The sequence below is a fragment of the Shinella sp. WSC3-e genome (genome assembly GCF_945994535.1).
In the GTDB taxonomy this organism is placed as follows: domain Bacteria; phylum Pseudomonadota; class Alphaproteobacteria; order Rhizobiales; family Rhizobiaceae; genus Shinella; species Shinella yambaruensis.
Genome location: NZ_OZ000530.1, coordinates 1,267,312 through 1,284,590, shown reverse-complemented (window position 1 = coordinate 1,284,590; position 17,279 = coordinate 1,267,312). Strand labels below are relative to the sequence as shown.

The 17,279-nt window shown below is 65.2% G+C and carries 18 protein-coding genes; 13 read left to right on the top strand and 5 right to left on the bottom strand.

Annotation, left to right across the window (positions count from 1 at the left end):
* The first annotated feature begins 47 nt into the window (after positions 1 to 47).
* From AABF56_RS06535 to AABF56_RS06500, 8 genes are all read left to right on the top strand, one after another.
* The gene (locus tag AABF56_RS06535) at positions 48 to 1,313 is read left to right on the top strand and encodes an SAM-dependent methyltransferase (RefSeq protein ID WP_272805344.1); all 1,266 of its coding nucleotides are present in this window, start codon (positions 48 to 50) and stop codon (positions 1,311 to 1,313) included.
* A 125-nt stretch (positions 1,314 to 1,438) separates the two neighbouring features.
* Positions 1,439 to 2,479 (top strand): cysteine synthase A, encoded by a 1,041-nt coding sequence (locus tag AABF56_RS06530; RefSeq protein WP_272805343.1) that lies wholly within the window; start codon positions 1,439 to 1,441, stop codon positions 2,477 to 2,479.
* A 5-nt stretch (positions 2,480 to 2,484) separates the two neighbouring features.
* Positions 2,485 to 3,222 (top strand): alanyl-tRNA editing protein, encoded by a 738-nt coding sequence (locus tag AABF56_RS06525; RefSeq protein WP_272805342.1) that lies wholly within the window; start codon positions 2,485 to 2,487, stop codon positions 3,220 to 3,222.
* 117 nt (positions 3,223 to 3,339) lie between these two features.
* Entirely contained in the window at positions 3,340 to 4,194 is an 855-nt protein-coding gene (gene sseA / locus AABF56_RS06520; protein ID WP_272805341.1) for a 3-mercaptopyruvate sulfurtransferase, read from the top strand.
* The gene (locus AABF56_RS06515; RefSeq protein WP_272805340.1) at positions 4,194 to 4,784 is read left to right on the top strand and encodes a GNAT family N-acetyltransferase; all 591 of its coding nucleotides are present in this window, start codon (positions 4,194 to 4,196) and stop codon (positions 4,782 to 4,784) included. The genes sseA and AABF56_RS06515 overlap by 1 nt, the downstream gene beginning before the upstream one ends.
* Before the next feature lie 99 nt (positions 4,785 to 4,883).
* Entirely contained in the window at positions 4,884 to 5,444 is a 561-nt protein-coding gene (locus AABF56_RS06510; protein ID WP_244765649.1) for an OmpA family protein, read from the top strand.
* Between the two features lie 199 nt (positions 5,445 to 5,643).
* Complete coding sequence (locus AABF56_RS06505) at positions 5,644 to 6,678, top strand: phosphotransferase enzyme family protein (RefSeq protein WP_272805339.1); 1,035 nt, start codon at positions 5,644 to 5,646, stop codon at positions 6,676 to 6,678.
* Positions 6,679 to 6,749: 71 nt separating this feature from the next.
* Positions 6,750 to 7,217 carry a DUF1203 domain-containing protein gene (locus AABF56_RS06500; protein ID WP_272805338.1) on the top strand — a complete coding sequence of 156 codons (468 nt, stop codon included), beginning with the start codon at positions 6,750 to 6,752 and terminating at the stop codon, positions 7,215 to 7,217.
* Between the two features lie 48 nt (positions 7,218 to 7,265).
* Here AABF56_RS06500 and ald read toward each other — a convergent pair whose 3' ends face one another.
* Positions 7,266 to 8,384 (bottom strand): alanine dehydrogenase, encoded by a 1,119-nt coding sequence (gene ald / locus AABF56_RS06495; protein WP_272805337.1) that lies wholly within the window; start codon positions 8,382 to 8,384, stop codon positions 7,266 to 7,268.
* A 164-nt stretch (positions 8,385 to 8,548) separates the two neighbouring features.
* Between ald and AABF56_RS06490 the strand changes: the two genes are divergently transcribed.
* Complete coding sequence (locus tag AABF56_RS06490; protein WP_244765653.1) at positions 8,549 to 9,010, top strand: Lrp/AsnC family transcriptional regulator; 462 nt, start codon at positions 8,549 to 8,551, stop codon at positions 9,008 to 9,010.
* A 37-nt stretch (positions 9,011 to 9,047) separates the two neighbouring features.
* Here AABF56_RS06490 and AABF56_RS06485 read toward each other — a convergent pair whose 3' ends face one another.
* The 3 genes from AABF56_RS06485 to ilvA all read right to left on the bottom strand — a co-directional run bounded on the left by AABF56_RS06485 (position 9,048) and on the right by ilvA (position 12,125).
* Complete coding sequence (locus tag AABF56_RS06485; RefSeq protein ID WP_244765654.1) at positions 9,048 to 10,295, bottom strand: GGDEF domain-containing protein; 1,248 nt, start codon at positions 10,293 to 10,295, stop codon at positions 9,048 to 9,050.
* A 153-nt stretch (positions 10,296 to 10,448) separates the two neighbouring features.
* Entirely contained in the window at positions 10,449 to 10,763 is a 315-nt protein-coding gene (locus AABF56_RS06480) for an HlyU family transcriptional regulator (protein WP_244765655.1), read from the bottom strand.
* 114 nt (positions 10,764 to 10,877) lie between these two features.
* Positions 10,878 to 12,125, bottom strand: coding sequence for a threonine ammonia-lyase (gene ilvA / locus AABF56_RS06475; protein WP_272805336.1), 1,248 nt, complete (start codon positions 12,123 to 12,125; stop codon positions 10,878 to 10,880).
* Between the two features lie 260 nt (positions 12,126 to 12,385).
* Between ilvA and AABF56_RS06470 the strand changes: the two genes are divergently transcribed.
* The 4 genes from AABF56_RS06470 to AABF56_RS06455 all read left to right on the top strand — a co-directional run bounded on the left by AABF56_RS06470 (position 12,386) and on the right by AABF56_RS06455 (position 16,266).
* Positions 12,386 to 13,840 (top strand): TrkH family potassium uptake protein, encoded by a 1,455-nt coding sequence (locus AABF56_RS06470; protein ID WP_244765657.1) that lies wholly within the window; start codon positions 12,386 to 12,388, stop codon positions 13,838 to 13,840.
* A gap of 80 nt (positions 13,841 to 13,920) precedes the next feature.
* A complete protein-coding gene (locus tag AABF56_RS06465; protein WP_272805335.1) occupies positions 13,921 to 14,499 on the top strand; it encodes a hypothetical protein in 579 nt (192 codons plus the stop codon).
* A 115-nt stretch (positions 14,500 to 14,614) separates the two neighbouring features.
* Positions 14,615 to 15,259, top strand: a complete 645-nt coding sequence (locus AABF56_RS06460) for a DUF47 domain-containing protein (RefSeq protein WP_244765659.1) — start codon at positions 14,615 to 14,617, stop codon at positions 15,257 to 15,259.
* A complete protein-coding gene (locus AABF56_RS06455; RefSeq protein WP_272805334.1) occupies positions 15,259 to 16,266 on the top strand; it encodes an inorganic phosphate transporter in 1,008 nt (335 codons plus the stop codon). Before AABF56_RS06460 ends, AABF56_RS06455 begins: the two co-directional genes overlap by 1 nt.
* A gap of 71 nt (positions 16,267 to 16,337) precedes the next feature.
* Here AABF56_RS06455 and AABF56_RS06450 read toward each other — a convergent pair whose 3' ends face one another.
* Entirely contained in the window at positions 16,338 to 17,141 is an 804-nt protein-coding gene (locus AABF56_RS06450) for a hypothetical protein (protein ID WP_272805333.1), read from the bottom strand.
* Between the last annotated feature and the right edge of the window lie 138 nt (positions 17,142 to 17,279).

Below are 17,279 nucleotides of genomic sequence, written 5' to 3'. Positions count from 1 at the left end.
ATTGACGATAGCCTCCACCCAACATCGGGTTGGCAGAGGGGCAATCGATGACGACTGAAATGATTTCAGAAAAGGCATTTTCAGACCACGATACACTGACGGCCGCCAATTTTGCCGAACGCACGAAGCGCCTGCCGTTGCGCGCCAGGATGGTGCTGCGCGGCCTGCTGGGCCTGGAGGCCGGCGCGCTGGCGATGACCGTTCCCGGCGGGCAGACCTTCGTGATCCGCGGCAGGACACAAGGTCCCCGCGCCATCATCCGGCTCAACAACTGGAACCTCGTGCACCGCGCCGTCAGCGCCGGCACGATCGGCGTCGCGGAAAGCTACGTGGACGGCGACTGGGAGAGCCCGGATGCCGGCGCCTTCCTCGAACTCTTCCTCGTCAACACGAATGTCGGCCGCAGCTACACCAACGGCCCGCGCGGCCTCTTCCTCCTCGTGGAGAAGTTCCGTCACTGGCTGAACGCCAACACCCGCCGCGGGTCCAAGCGCAACATCTCGGCGCACTACGATCTCGGCAACGAGTTCTATTCGCAGTGGCTCGACCCGACGATGACCTATTCCTCCGCGCTCTATTCGCGCGGGGCGAACGACCTCACCTCGGCCCAGGTCGCGAAATATCGCGCGCTCGCCGAGGCGACCGGCATCGGCCCGAACGACCATGTGCTGGAAATCGGCTGCGGCTGGGGCGGCTTTGCGGAATTCGCCGCCAGCGAGATCGGCTGCAAGGTGACGGGCCTGACGATCAGCCGCCAGCAGCTCGCCTTCGCGCGCGAGCGCATGGCGAAGGCCGGGCTTGCCGACCGGGTCGAGCTGAAATTCCAGGATTACCGCGACGAGACCGGCACCTATGACCGCATCGTCTCCATCGAAATGTTCGAGGCGGTCGGCGAACGCTACTGGCCGGCCTATTTCGCAAAGCTCAGCGAATGCCTGAAGCCGGGCGGCCGGGCGGGGCTGCAGATCATCACCATCCTGCAGGAGGCCTATGCCGAATACCGGGCCAATCCGGATTTCATCCAGAAATACGTCTTTCCCGGCGGCATGCTGCCGACCCGCGAGCACCTTGCCTCTCTCGGCAGGCAGGTCGGGCTCGCAACGGCCTCCGACATCGGCTTCGGCCACGACTATGCCCGCACGCTCGCCGAATGGCGCCATCGCTTCTGGGCCGCCTGGGAGCGCATCGTGCCGCTCGGCTTCGACGAGCGCTTCCGCAAGCTCTGGGAGTTCTACTTCTATTACTGCGAGGCGGGTTTCCGGGCGCGCAACATCGACGTTCGCCAGGTGGTCTACACGCGGCCTCCCGCCTGACGGCCCGCCATGGAAAAAATCCCTCTGGAAGATCGCTCCATGGGAACACGATTTCTTGCAAAGCGCCGCTTGCCGGCCGAAAAGACGCTTTCCAATCTAGGCATACAACGCGAGGCTCGGGTCCCATGGCAATTCTTCCGTCCGTTCTGGATGCAATCGGCAACACGCCGCTGATCCGGCTCAAGGAGGCCTCGGAGGCGACGGGCTGCGAGATCCTCGGCAAGGCGGAATTCCTGAACCCCGGCCAGTCGGTCAAGGACCGCGCGGCCCTCTCCATCATCCGGGCGGCGGAGCGCTCCGGTGCCCTGCGGCCGGGCGGCGTCATCGTCGAGGGCACGGCGGGCAATACGGGCATCGGCCTTGCCCTCGTCGCGCAGGCGCTCGGCTATCGCACCGTCATCGTCATCCCGGAAACCCAGAGCCAGGAGAAGAAGGACGCATTGCGGCTGCTCGGCGCCGAGCTCGTCGAGGTTCCGGCCGTTCCCTACAAGAACCCGAACAACTACGTAAAACTCTCCGGCCGCCTTGCCGAGCAACTCGCCAAGACCGAGCCGAACGGCGCGATCTGGGCGAACCAGTTCGACAATGTCGCCAACCGCGACGCCCATCTCGAGACGACGGCGCCGGAAATCTGGCGCGACACCGACGGCAAGGTCGACGGCTTCGTCTCGGCGGTCGGCTCGGGCGGCACGCTTGCCGGGGTCGCGGCGGGCCTCAGGGCGAAGAACCCCAACATCAAGATCGCGCTTGCCGATCCGGACGGCGCCGCCCTTTACAACTATTATGCGCATGGCGAGCTGAAATCCTCCGGCAGCTCCATCACCGAAGGCATCGGCCAGGGCCGCATCACCGCCAATCTCGAAGGCTTCACGCCCGACTATTCCTACCAGATCCCCGATTCGGAGGCCGTACCGCTGGTCTTCGACCTGATCGAGAAGGAAGGCATCGCCGTCGGCGGCTCCTCGGGCATCAACATTGCCGGCGCGATCCGGCTCGCCCGGGACCTCGGCCCCGGCCACACGATCGTGACGATCCTGTGCGACTATGCTAACCGCTACCAGTCGAAACTCTTCAACGCGGACTTCCTCGATTCGAAGGGCCTGCCCGTTCCGGGATGGCTGAAGGCGAAATCGGGGATCAAGGTCCCCTACCAGCCGGTCGAATAGGTCCCATGTCCCTCACCACCACTGCCCTCTTCCGCGACGATTTCTATCTTTCGACGAACGAGGCGGTGGTGACGGCGGTGCACCAGGACGGCGGCATTGAGCTCGACCAGACCTGTTTCTACGCGACGTCGGGCGGCCAGCCCGGCGACACCGGTTTCCTGGAGCGTGCCGACGGCAGCCGCATCGCGCTCGGCCCGGCGGTGACCGGCGCGACCAAGGACATCATCCTCCATCGCCCGCTGGAAGGCGAAGCGCTGCCGGTCGTCGGCGAGACGGTGGTCGCCCATATCGACTGGGCGCGCCGCTACAAGCTGATGCGCATGCACACCGCCTGCCACCTGCTCTCCGTCGTCTGTCCCTACCCGATCACCGGCGCGGCCGTCGGCGAGGAGGACAGCCGCGTCGACTTCGACATGACGGAGACGATCGACAAGGACGAGGTGACGGCCAGATTGATGGCACTCGTTGCGGAGAACCATCCGGTCTTCGTGCAGTGGATCACCGACGCCGAGCTTGCCGAAAATCCCGGCATCGTGAAATCGAAGAACGTGCGCCCGCCGATGGGCCTCGGCCGGGTCAGCCTCGTGTGCATCGGCGAGAACTCCGCCATCGACAGCCAGCCCTGCGGCGGCACCCATGTGTCCGAAACCCAGGAAGTGGGCGCCATCCACATCGCCAAGATCGAGAAGAAAGGCAAGGAGAACCGCCGGTTCCGCATCCGCTTCGGTGCGCCGGAGGCTTGACGGGATAGGCTCCACAGCAAAATCGATCTAGGATATTTTCCAGCATATTCAATTTCTTGCAGTGCCCTTCGCGCAATGTGCGCATGCCAGGCCCTGCCAGCCTCATAGGAGAAGACCATGTCCAACGACAGGAGCCGGTTCGTCGTCTCGGCGGATTTCGTGGAAAAGCAGCTCGGCGCGCCGGAATTCCGCATCGTCGATGCCGCCTGGTACCTTCCCGCACAGAACCGCAACGGCGCGGCCGAATATGCCGAAGGCCACATTCCCGGCGCCGTGTTCTTCGACCAGGACGTGATCGCCGATCATTCCGGCACGCTGCCGCACACCGTGCCCTCGCCGGACTTCTTCGCCGCCGAAGTCGGCAAGCTCGGCATTTCCGATACGGACACCATCGTCGTCTATGACGGCCCCGGCATCTTCACCGCCCCGCGCGTCTGGTGGCTGTTCCGCACCATGGGCGCGAAGAACGTCTTCGTGCTGGATGGCGGCCTCGACGGCTGGAAGAAGGAGGGGCGGCCGCTTCAGACCGATCTGCCGGAACCGGCACCGGCCGTCTTCCACACCAATTTCAACCCCTATGCCGTCACCTCCTTCGAGGAGATGCGCGGCATCGTCACGACCGGCGCAAGGCAGATCGCCGATGCCCGCGGCGCCGGCCGCTTCACCGGCGAGGAGGCCGAGCCGCGCGCCGGCATGCGCTCCGGCCACATGCCGGGCGCAAAGAGCATGCCGTCGGGCACCTTTTCCGAGGGCGGGCGGTTCAAGGACCTCGCCAGCCTGCGCCGGCATTTCGAGGAAACCGGCATCGACCTCTCCAAGCCGGTCGTCACGACCTGCGGCTCGGGCATCACCGCCGCCATCATCACGCTGGCCCTGCACTCGCTCGGCCACGAGGACAACACGCTCTATGACGGCTCCTGGTCCGAATGGGGCGGGCGGGACGACACGCCCGTGGTGACGGGGAAAGACTGATGGCGAAGAAGTCCCAGCCTGCGCCGATCGCCGTGCATGTCACCACGCTGGAAATGACCGCGCCGCCGAAGCAGAGCCTGCCGGTGCCGGTCAACGTGCAAACCGCCATCCTCAACGCGCCCGATATCCCGCTCGCCTTCTATCGCTTCCTCTACCGGCAGGTCGGCGGGCGCTGGCACTGGGTGGACCGGCTGCGCATGGACGACGCGACGCTGGCCGCGACGCTGCACGACAAGCGCAACAGCGTGACGGTGCTCTATGTGAACGGCGCGCCCGCCGGCTTCTTCGAACTGCTGCAGGTCGACGACGCGGTGGTGGAGCTTTCCCATTTCGGCCTGTTCGAGCGGGCGCTCGGCCTTGGCATCGGCAAGTGGTTCCTGCTCCAGACGCTCTATGCCGCCTGGGCGCTCGGCCCGAAGCGGGTGACGGTCGATACCAACAATCTCGACCATCCGCGCGCCCTGCAGCTCTACCAGATGTTCGGCTTCTCGCCGGTCGGCACGAAGGATACCGAACTCGTGCCGCTGTCCGACGCCGAGCTCCTGGCGCTCGCCAAGCGGGACTGCCTGCCGCCCTCCGAACCGCGTTAATCATTCTGAACGGAACCCAACGGGCGGTTCAGGTCCGCTTCAGTTCGTCCGTGGCACTTTCAGGCCAACAGACGATCAATCGAGCAAGGAAACACTGCCATGCAACGTCGCGCCTTTCTGACCGCGTTCGCCACCGCCCTCGCCGTTCCCGCCCTTCCGGGCCTCGCGCTCGCGCAGGAGACGCCGTCCTCGGAAATCATCCTTCGCCGGCTCGACGCGGCCCCCACGCGCCGCCTGCGCGAGGAGGAACGGGTGACGGTGCGCGAATTCAAGCGCCGGCCGGACCTGCGCGGCGCCGCGCCGTCGATCAACATCCAGTCGATCAACTTCGCCTTCGGCTCCGCGGAGATTCCGCGCTCGGAATACCGCAAGGTGCGCCAGATCGCCCGCGCCATGGAGCAGCTCCTCAACCGTCGCCGCCGCGCGGTCTTCCTGATCGAGGGCCATACGGATGCCGTCGGGTCCGCCGCCTCCAACCAGATCCTCTCGGAACGCCGCGCCGAATCGCTGAAATGGCTGCTCGTGCAGGAATTCGGCATTCCCTCCCGCGCCCTCGAAACCGTCGGCTACGGCGAGGATTACCTGCTCGTCCAGACGCTCAGCGAGGAATGGCGCAACCGGCGCGTGACGCTGCGCCGCATCGATGAGTTCGTGCGCTAAAATCCGCGACAAATCCGTGACGATCACCGCGGCCCGGTCCTCCGGCAGCCGCGGTGATTGCGTTTCGGGCGACGGGTCCAGACCAATTCGCCGCTGGAAACGCCGTCACAGCTGTGCCATATGACTGTCACGCGCAATTCCGGAGGCGATGGATCCGGTGGACGGATCGATCGGCAGACAAACGGAATTTCTCGCTCGCATGGACAGCCGCACGCCCGACCTTCGCGATTTGCTCAGCAAGCGGGTGCGCATCCTGCACACCAAGCGGCGCCTCAGCATCCAGAAACGCATCGTGGAGTTCGAGCAGCAGACCTATGTGCTGCATTTCTTCCTGCGCAAGTCGACGAAGGACCGCTTCGAGGCGGCGGTGCGAAAGCTCCAGGAAGCAGGCATTTCCGCCCAGCATGTCTGTGCCGGCACCCGCTCGCGGCGCGAGGCCCTGCGGGCCGGCGGCCACTGGCTGGCGCTCTCCTTCCTGCCGGGCACGCCACTGTCGCGCAAAGCCCATCCGAAGGCCCTCGCCGCGCTCGGCGGGACGCTGGCGAAGCTGAACGCGATCGAGGGCGCCGCAGCCGGCGCGCTTTTCGAGCGGCGCCGCCCCGTGCTGCCGCACGAGACCTATCTTTCCCTCGCCGGTGCGGCGCACACGCCCGAGGAGCGGCGCTGGATCGAGGAGAGCCTTGCCCGCATGCGCCGGCTTCCCGCCAACCAGCTGACCCACGGCGATCTCTACGGCAGCAACATCATCGAGCAGGGCGACCATGCGATCGGCCTGATCGACTACGAGCTGATGACCTATGACGTCTCGGGCATCGAGCTTGCCGCCACGCTGATGCGCCCCTTCTGTCGCCAGGGCGCACAGCGGCGAAGCCTGCTCCAGGGCTACCTCGCCGCCTGCCCCGCCGCCCTTGCCGATATCTGGCAGCGCCACGCGACGGACCTCGTCTTCACCGCGGCGACGCGCCTGCTCGCCGCGCGGCAGAGGCGCGTCCGCCACCTCGCCATCCGGGATCGCGTGCTGGCAGCCGGCGAGCGCGTGCTGCCATCCCCGTTGCGCAAACGGGTGGTGGCCCGGCGTGCGGCCATCGCCAAGAACATCGCCTCCGCCCGGGAGAACGAGGCCTATTACCTGCATATCGCCAGGGCCATGGTCGGCCTCTGCCTTGCAGAGCCGGCGATCGACCCCGTGCGCCTCCTGGAGCAGTGCGACAAGCTCTTCCGCAAGCCAGGCTGAGCCGCAAGAAACGGGTGTCGCGGCCGCGGCAAAGGCGGGAAGGTATCGCCACGTCAACCGGAGCCCCCGCCATGTCCATCCGCTTCCTGCCCCTGCCGACCGAAACCGCCGCCGCCTATTGGGCCGGCGGCACGGATGCCTACGGCCTTGCCCCGGAACGGCATGTCTCCGACGGCACCGGCGTGCCCTGTCGCCATTGCCTGCGGCTGGTCGGCGCCGGGGAGCCCTATCTCATCCTGGCGCACCGTCCCTTCCCGGCCGTGCAGCCCTATGCGGAAACCGGGCCGATCTTCCTCCATGCCGAGCCCTGCGCCGCCCACGCGCCCTCGCAAACCCCGCCGCCGATGCTGACAAGCCGCGACTACATCGTGCGCGGCTACTCGGCGGAAGACCGCATCCTCTACGGCACCGGCGCCGTGGTGCCGACGCCCGACATACCGGCCTATGCCGCAACGCTGCTCGCCCGGGAGGATGTCGCCTACCTGCACATCCGCTCGGCCCGCAACAATTGCTACCAGTGCCGCGTCGAGCGGGCATGAAAAAGGCCCGGATCGCTCCGGGCCTCATCCTGTTCGCTGCGTGCCCGGTCAGGCGACGTTGAGCACCGCTTCCGGCGCATAGGCCTCGTAGCCGAGGGCGTCGGCGACCGGACGGTTCGTCACGCGGCCCCTGTGCACGTTGAGACCAGCGCGCAGGTGCCGGTCCTCGGCGATCGCCTTCAGGCCCTTGTCGGCGAGCTGCAGGCCGTAGTGCAGCGTCGCATTGTTCAGGGCGTGGGCCGAGGTGACCGGCACGGCGCCCGGCATGTTGGCGACGCAATAGTGCACCACGCCGTCAACCTCGTAGGTCGGGTCGGAATGGGTGGTGGCGTGCGAGGTCTCGAAGCAGCCGCCCTGGTCGATGGCGACGTCGACGATGACCGCGCCCTTCTTCATGCCCGAGAGCATTTCGCGGGTGACGAGCTTCGGCGCCGCCGCACCGGGGATCAGCACCGCGCCGATGACGAGATCGGCGGAGAAGACCTCCTCTTCCAGCGCGTCGATCGTCGAATAGCGCGTGTGGATGCGCCCGCCGAAGAGGTCGTCGAGCTGGCGCAGGCGCGGGATCGAGCGGTCGAGGATCGACACGTCCGCGCCGAGGCCGGCGGCCATCTTCGCCGCATGCAGGCCGACGACGCCGCCGCCGATGATCGCGACCTTGGCCGGCAGCACGCCCGGCACGCCGCCGAGCAGGATGCCGCGGCCGCCATTGGCCTTCTGCAAGGCCGTCGCGCCCGCCTGGATGGAGAGGCGGCCGGCGACCTCGGACATGGGCGCAAGGAGCGGCAGGCCGCCGCGCTCGTCCGTCACCGTCTCATAGGCGATGGCGGTGACGCCGGAGGTGAGAAGACCCTTGGTCTGGTCCGGATCGGGCGCAAGATGCAGGTAGGTGTAGAGAATCTGTCCGTCGCGGAGCTGCGCCCATTCGGCAGGCTGCGGTTCCTTGACCTTCACCACCATATCGCATTTCTGGAAGATATCGGCGGCGGTGGCGGCAATCCTCGCGCCGGCGGCGCGATAGGCGTCATCATCTGCGCCGATGCCGGCGCCGGCCTTGGTCTCGACGAGAACCTCGTGGCCGTGGGCCACATATTCGCGCACGGCACCGGGCGTCAGACCCACCCGATATTCATGATTCTTGATTTCCTTCGGACAACCGACACGCATGCGCGTTCCTTTCCCAGTCTGTTCCCGTTTTTGCTTGCCGCCGTTCCCGGTGGGATCACCATGGAAGCAGAGGACGGGCGCAATGTCCTTGCAAAGCCGGTTTGCGAAATGCCTGACTGTCGAATATTCTCCGAATATCAGCATGATTTTCGAAGGAAATTCGAATGGCGCACTTGGATGCAATCGATACTGCGATCCTCAAGGCTCTCCAGCAGAACGGGCGGATTTCCAACGCGGAGCTTGCCGAGCGCGTCGGCCTGTCGCCCTCGGCCTGTTCGCGCCGTCTCGACATCCTCGAAAAATCCGGCACCGTCACGGGCTATCACGCCCGCATCTCGCCCAAGGCGCTCGACTACAAGATGATCGCCATCGTGCACATCTCGCTGTCCGGCCAGTTCGCCAAGACGCTCGCGGAATTCGAGGCGGCGGTGAAGCTCTGCCCCAATGTGCTGGTCTGTTACCTGATGTCGGGCGAATACGACTACATCCTGCGCGTCGCCGCCAAGGACCTGGAGGATTACGAGCGTATCCACCGCGACTGGCTGTCGGCGCTGCCCCATGTGGTGAAGATCAATTCGAGCTTCGCGCTGCGCGAGATCATCGACCGGCCGAATGTCGGGGTCTAGGTCATTCCGGTTTCACGCCATTCCGGGCAAATCGGCCTTAGCTTGAAACGACCCGGTTGCGGCCGGCATTCTTCGCAGCATAGAGCCGGGCATCGGCGGCCGAAAGCAGCGCGTTCAGCGTTGTGCCGTCACTGTAGCTGTTGGCGACCCCGATGCTGACCGTCACCGTCACGCCGTCCGGCCGGCGGATTTCGGCCTCGACGGTCCGGCGCAGCATTTCCGCCCGATCGGCACCGACCGCCGGGGGCATGTCCTCGCAGATCACCACGAACTCCTCGCCGCCGAAGCGGAACAGGCGGTCGCCGGCGCGCAGCGCCCGCTGCAGGCAGGCGGCTGTCTCCTTCAGCACGCCATCGCCGGCAAGATGGCCGAAGCGGTCGTTGACCTGCTTGAAATGATCGGCATCGATGATCATCAGCGCCATCGGCTTGCCCTCCGCCAGCATGGCCGACAGGATGCGCGGCGCCTCGAACTCCAGGCGGCTGCGATCATAGACCCCCGTCAGCGCGTCGCGGCCGGAGCGGTCGAGCAGGTCCTCGTAGCGCTCGCGGAAGGTGAGGTCGGCGAAGATATCCGATATCGGCCGCGGCGAGACGGGAATCGCCGAGATGCGCGAATAATGCAGATAGATGGTGATCAGCACCGCATAGGCGCTCGCCGCCATCATCTTGGCGATCCAGCCGCCCCAGAAGACCTCCGGCGGCGCACCGTTGAGGAAATGCAGCGCGGCGAAGAAGCCGATCTGGTCGAAGGTGAGCACGGCAACGCCCGAGACGAAGAACCGCATGGCCGTGCTCTTCCTGAAGACCCGCCCGAGCCGCTCGTAGAGCAGGATGATCACCAGCGAATCGAGATAGAGCAGCGTCGTGCCCCAGAGCATCAGCCAGCCCATCTCGTCGATGAAGGCGAGATCGGCGATGCGTCCCGGCACCACGCCGATCGTCTGGTGATGGCGCAGGAAGAAGCCGAGGCCGACCGTCAGGAAGTTGCCCGCAAGCAGGCCGTAGATCGGCGCGCGCACCACCGCCGCGTCCTCCTTCACATAGAGCAGGAGGATCATCATCAGCTTGCCGGAAAACAGCACCGAAGAGCCCGGCGAGATAACGCCGAAGGGCAATTCGATGTAGAAGACCGCCGCAAGATAGGTCTCAAGAAAATGCATCACGCCGAGCGCGGCGATGAAGACGCCGATGCCCAACTGATGGCGCAGGTGCAGGAGGCCCACCATGAAGACGAAGTAGAACCCGGCCTCGATGAGAAGCAGGATCAGGTTTTCAATACCCATGGGCGGTCCGCAGCATCCTCGACTGCCCGCCAGCTAAACCCGGCGCGAGAGTCGCAACAAGTCGTTTTCCCGCGGATACAGGCAATCGCGCCGGTTCTCCAGCGCTTCCTTGCGATTTTTCACAACGGCGGGCGAAAATCCGCCCGGCGACGTTCAGACCTGCCGGTTTTCCACGCCGTCGCCGAAGAGCGAGGCGCCGTGCTGGTCGACAATCTGCCTGGCCTTGCGGAAGGTGGAGGCGACCGTATCGTCCCGCGAGGAGAAGAGATCGGCGCGGATGAAGCTGCGGGTCAGCACCCGCTCGCCATCCCGCTTCTCGATCCTGCCGGCAAGGCGGTACTGCCCGCCTTCCGCAATGGGGGCCGCGACGAGGGTGAGGTCGTTGTAGGCCTCGGTTTCCTCCGCGACTTTCGCCGGAGCTGCCGAGTCGCCGCCGCGACCGAAGAGTTTTGAAAAGAACGATGCCATGGCCGATTGCTAACACAGGCCGCGGCAGCCTCCAAGGGGAGAGCTGTGGATACTCGCCTCATGGCCGCGGCTTCCACCCTCCGGCAGAAGGCCGCGGCGGGCGGATGCGGAACGCTAGATCACGAGATTGGCCAGAATCTCGTTTTCCGTGATGTCCTGGTAGCGCAGGCCCGCGCCGTCGAAGGCCTTCTTCAGCGCGGCGAAATTCTCCGGCGCCCTGGTCTCGATGCCGATGAGGATCGAACCGAAGTTGCGGGCGGATTTCTTGAGATATTCGAAGCGGGCGATGTCGTCGTCCGGGCCGAGCAGGTTGAGGAAGTCGCGCAGCGCGCCGGGGCGCTGGGCAAGGCGCAGGATGAAGTACTTCTTCAGCCCCGCATGCCGCATGGCCCGCTCCTTGACGTCGGGCAGGCGCTCGAAATCGAAATTGCCGCCGGAAACGACGGCGACGACCGTCTTGCCCTCCAGCGCCTCCCGGCCCAGCGCGTCCAGCGCCGTCAGCGACAGCGCGCCGGCCGGCTCCAGCACCACGCCCTCGACGTTCAGCATGTCGATCATCGTCACGCAGATCGCGTTTTCCGACAGCAGCATCACCTGGTCGGCGGAAAAGCGGCTGAGCGCGGCGAAGTTCAGCGCCCCGATCTGGCCGACCGCAGCACCGTCGACGAAATTGTCGACCTGGTCGAGCGTCACCACGGTTCCGCTTTCGAGGCTGCGCCGCAGGCTCGGCGCGCCGGCCGGCTCGCAGAAGACAAAGCTCGACGGGCCGATCCTGCCGTCGAGATAGCCGGTGATGCCGGAGGCAAGGCCGCCGCCGCCGACCGGCAGCACCACGAGGTCCGGCAGCCTGCCATCGGGCAGCTGCGCGACGAATTCCGCGGCCACCGTCGCCTGCCCCTCGATGATATCGGCATGGTCGAAGGGCGGCACCATCAGCGCGCCGGTCGCCTCCGCATGGTCGCGCGCGGCCTTGTAGCACTGGTCGAAGAAGTCGCCGATGAGCTTGATCGTCACGAAGTCGCCGCCGAACATGCGCGTCTTGTCGATCTTCTGCTGCGGCGTCGTCACCGGCATGAAGACCACGCCCGGCACGCCGAAATGGCGGCAGACGAAGGCAAAGCCCTGCGCGTGGTTGCCGGCCGAGGCGCAGACGAAGCTGCGCGCACCGGCATCGTCGGCGAGAACCTTGCGGAAGAAGTTGAACGCCCCCCGGATCTTGTAGGAGCGCACCGGCGAGAGGTCCTCGCGCTTGAGGTAGATCTCCGCGCCGTAGCGGGCGGAAAGGTGTTCGTTCAGCTGGAGCGGCGTTTCGGGGAAGAGTCCGCGCAGGGCCTCCATGGCCGTGTCGACGTCGGATGTCATGCTCTGGTCCGTGTTCGATAGGATTGGGTTCAAAATGCTGCGTGTCTTGCCTTCGGGAGAAGACAGAGGCAGGGAAAGCCGGTCATTCTTCAAACCTTTCCGACGCCTCGCGGCCGCGGGGCCCACGAAGCAGAACCCGCCCGAACCGGATGGACCGCGCCGCCGCGCCATCCTTGAGTTTGGACGATGCAAAGGCTATGGCATATCGACGCGACGGTTACCACCCGCCCTGGCCACCATGGCCTCTTCGAGACCAGAACTTGAACGCCACCATCTTCCGATCAGCCATCAACATCGCAGCGATCAGCGGGATCTACCTTTCCGTGGCGATGCTGATCCCGGCACTCATCGACGTCTATTACGGCCACCCCGATTCGGAGGTTTTCTTTCTCTCCGCCTTCATGACCGGCGGTCTCTCGCTCACCACCGCCGCGGCCACGCGCGCCGGCCCGCCGCCGTTCAACAAGCGCATGGGCTTTCTGGTCGTCAACATGCTCTGGCTTTCCGGCAGCATCATCGGCGCCATCCCGCTCTGGCTGTCCTCGCTGAACCTCACCTTCGCGCAGGCCTTCTTCGAATCGGTCTCGGCGATCAGCACGACCGGCTCCACCGTCATCGTCGGCCTCGATCACGCGCCGCCCGGCGTGCTGATGTGGCGCTCGCTGCTGCACTGGCTCGGCGGCATCGGCATCCTCGCGCTCGGCCTCTTCATCATGCCGTATCTGCGCGTCGGCGGCATGTCCTTCTTCAAGCTGGAATCGTCGGATACGGCCGACAAGCCCTTCGCCCGCATCGCAAGCTACACCCGCGCCTTCCTCGCCCTCTATATCGGCATCACCCTGCTGTGCGCCGTGATCTATGCCGCGCTCGGCATGAACCGCTTCGACGCGCTGAACCACGCCATGTCGACGGTCGCGACCGGCGGGCTTTCGACGCACGACGCCTCCTTCGGCTATTTCAAGAGCCTGCCGCTGCTGTGGGCCGCCACCTTCTTCATGACGCTTTCCAGCCTGCCCTTCTCGCTGCTCATCCTCTTCGTCGTGCGCGGACGCATCGATGCCTGGCGCGATCCACAGATCCGCGTCTTCCTCGGCTATCTCGTGCTCTTCGCGCTCGCGGCCAGCATATTCCAGCGGCTGGAGAACGGCGTCAGCTTCCACGAGGCGCTTGCCCACTCCTTCTTCACGGTCGCCTCCATTCTCTCGACGACCGGCTTTGCCAGCGACGACTATACGCAATGGGGCCATTTCATCGTGGCGCTCGCCTTCGTCGCCACCTTCATGGGCGGCTGTTCAGGCTCCACTTCCGGCGGCCTGAAGGCCTATCGCCTGATCATCCTCTTCAATTTCATCCGCACCGGCCTCTACCGCCTGATCTATCCGGACGGCATTCATGCCGTCCGCTACGGTCCGATGACGGTCGACGCCGATTTCCAGCGCGGCGTCTTCCTGTTCTTCATCACCTATGTGGCGCTCTCCGCCGTAGGGGCGATCGTGCTCGGGCTGATGGGCTATGACGTCCTGACGGCCGTCTCGGCGGCCGCCACCTCGCTGTCGAATGTCGGCCCCGGCATCACGCAGGCGATCGGCCCGGCCGGCACGTTCGCGGTCTTCCACGATGCGGCGCTCTACGTGCTCTCCTTCCTGATGCTGCTCGGCCGCCTCGAAATCCTGACCGTGCTCGTCATCCTGACGCCGCTCTTCTGGAAGAACTGATCGCGCGACGACCTGCGGGCGTTCTTGACTGTTGCCATGCTTCTTCGCATCCTGCCGCCAACCGGCTGGAGGAAGACGGAATGTTCGTGTCGAAGTCCCTGTTGCGCATGACCTTTGCTGCCGCGCTCGCACCCACGCTCGCCCTTGCCGGTCCCCTCGCGGATGCGGCGAAGAAAGCGGAGGAACAGGCCGCGGCCGGCGACACGGTCGGCGCGCACAACACGATCCGCGATGCCTTCGGGGCCTTCGCAGCCACCCTGCCCTTCTCGATCGGCAAGGCCGTCTTCGTTTCGGCCGCGCCGGAGGGCTACGGCATGTATGCGGTGCGGCCGGAAGCCAGCTTCAAGGCCGGCGAGGCGCTGATCTCCTATGTCGAGCCGGTCGGCCTCACCTGGCGGCCGGCCGACGGAGGCCTGCTCGAATCGCATTTCACCGTCGACCTGGAACTGCTCGATCCGAAGGGCACGGTGCTCGCTGAGCAGAAGGCCTTCGGCTCGTTCGACTTCAAGGGCAGCGTGCGCAACCAGGAGGTCTTCGCCAAACTGACGCTCAATCTCAGCGGCCCGCCGGTCGGCGACTATGTGCTGCGCTACCGCTTCCGCGATGCCGCAAGCGGCGCGGTCGCGATCAGCGAGCAGCCCTTCAAGATCGTTCCCTGACCGACTTTTCCACAGGCACGCAGAGAATTGTGACAAGCCGGAATCGGCGCTTTCCAGAGGATTGACGGTCAATTATGACAGCCGCATGACAACCCCAGCCACGTAAGGGGCACCCATGCTTTCGCTGTTTCGCAAACTCATGCCGCGCGAGGACCGTTTCTTCGATCTCTTCGAGCAGCATTCCCGCACCGTCGTCGGCGCTGCCGAAGCCCTGCAGTCGCTCCTTGCCGGCGGGCCGGACATGGAAAGACACTGCAACCGCATCGTCGAACTGGAAGACAAGGCCGACGACATCACCCGCGAGGTGCTGCTCGCCGTGCGCCGCAGCTTCATCACGCCCTTCGACCGCGGCGACATCAAGGACCTGATCCAGTCGATGGACGACGCCATCGACATGATGCACAAGACGGTCAAGACCATCCGCCTCTACGAGCAGACGAGCTTCCAGCCCGGCATGCAGGAAATGGGCGAGGCCGTCGTCAAGGCCGCCCATCTTATCGCCGAGGCCATTCCGCTGCTCGACAAGGTGGGCGTGCATGCCGGCCGCCTCAGCACGATCGCCGAGGAGGTCACCCGCGTCGAGGGCCGCTCGGACGAGCTGCACGACCAGGGCCTCAAGGACCTCTTCAGGCAATACGGCAAGACCGATCCGATGGCCTATATCATCGGCAGCGAGATCTATGGCGAGCTCGAGAAGGTCGTCGACCGCTTCGAGGACGTCGCCAATGAAATCAGCGGTATCGTGATCGAGAACGTCTGATGGACGCCACCCTCGCCTTTCCGCTGCTCGTCGGCCTCGTCGGCATCGCGCTGCTGTTCGATTTCCTGAACGGCCTGCACGATGCGGCGAACTCGATCGCCACGATCGTCTCGACGCGCGTGCTGCGCCCGCAATATGCCGTCATGTGGGCGGCGTTCTTCAACTTCATCGCCTTCCTGTTCTTCGGCCTGCATGTCGCCGAGACGCTCGGCAAGGGCATCATCGATCCCGGCATCGTCAGCCCGCTCGTCATCTTCGCGGCGCTGATGGGCGCGATCATCTGGAACGTCGTCACCTGGATCTTCGGCATCCCCTCCTCCTCCTCGCACGCCCTCATCGGCGGCCTCGTCGGCGCGGGCCTTGCCAAGACAGGCTTCGACGCGGTCGTCTGGAGCGGCCTCATCAAGACGGCGAGCGCCATCTTCCTGTCGCCCGCCATCGGCTTCCTGCTGGCCCTCATCCTCGTGCTCACGGTCTCCTGGCTCTTCGTGCGCCAGACGCCGTTCGCCGTCGACCGCACTTTCCGCGTCATGCAGTTCATCTCGGCCTCGCTCTATTCGCTCGGCCATGGCGGCAACGACGCGCAGAAGACCATGGGCATCATCGCCGTGCTGCTGTTCTCGCAGGGCTATCTCGGCAACGAGTTCCACGTGCCCTTCTGGGTGGTCATCACCTGCCAGGCGGCGATGGCGCTGGGCACCCTGATGGGCGGCTGGCGCATCGTCCATACGATGGGCTCCAAGATCACCCGCCTCAACCCGATGCAGGGGTTCTGCGCGGAGACGGGCGGGGCGATCACCCTCTTCGCCGCGACCTGGCTCGGCATCCCGGTCTCGACCACGCACACGATCACCGGCGCGATCATCGGTGTCGGCGCCGCGCGCCGCGTCACCGCCGTGCGCTGGGGCATCGCCGGCAACATCGTCTGGGCCTGGATCATCACGCTGCCGTCCGCCGCCGCGATCTCCGCCCTCTTCTTCCTCGCCATCAACGCCGTCACCGGCTGAGGCGAGCCCAAACGGAAACGGCGGAAGCGTTGCCGCTCCCGCCGTTCGGTCATGCCGTTTTCAATCGTCGATCAGAAAAGATCGGATGCGTGGACCGGCTGGCCCAGATCGTGCGCCGCTGCGAAGTGGAACGCATCGGAGCCTGCCGCATCCGAGGCATCCTCGATGGCAAAGGGACGGGCGGCGAAGGCGGCCGTGTCGTGGTCGCCGTCGGGAGCCGCCATCTTCTTGAAGACGAAGGCGTCGGCGCCGCTGTGATCGTCGTCCGCCGGCTCGCCCGCCTTCTTCACGCTGGTGAACTTGAGCTGGATCTTGCTGAAGAGTTCGGCCGTCTTCGACGAATCGAAGAGATACTTGTCGGATTTGTCGTAATAGCTGCCGAAGGCCTTGAGGTTGATCTTGGCCGTGCCGATCACGTCACCGTCACCGTCCACCGCCTTGAACGTCACCACATCGCCGGAAATCTTCGTCGAGGTGATGGTCATCTTTTCGGTGCCGAGGGCGTAAACCAGCTTGAACTTGCTGAAATCCCCATCCTTCTCGAGGTTGAGGCTGTAGTTCATCTTCGTATTGAAGCTGTCGGTGTAGGTCGCCTTGATGGTAAGGCCGGCCTTCGTCTGCGCCGTGGAATAGGCCAGCTTGCTGCTATAGCCCTCGGCCTCGATCTTCAGGCTCAGGCTCGTCGTGGTCTTGCCGACCTTCATCAGGATGTCGGTCTTGCTGTCGCCGAAGCTGCTGTCGACTTCAACGGTGGCCTTCAGGGTCGTGGCGGTCTTGCTGAACTTGGTCAGCGTAACCGTAAAATCACCGACGCCGCTGAGCGAACCGTAGGTCTTCTGGAGATAGGCCTTCGTCAGGTATTTCGGAAATTTCATCTACGCCCCCCAATGGTGCTCCACATTGAAACATTGGGCGCTAAAAAAGCGAAAGTTCTTTTACCTGGCAAGACTTCGCCTATAGATTGCGCCTCTTCGGCGCCGAAGGAAGCAACTGTGTTGCAAGACCGGCACAGT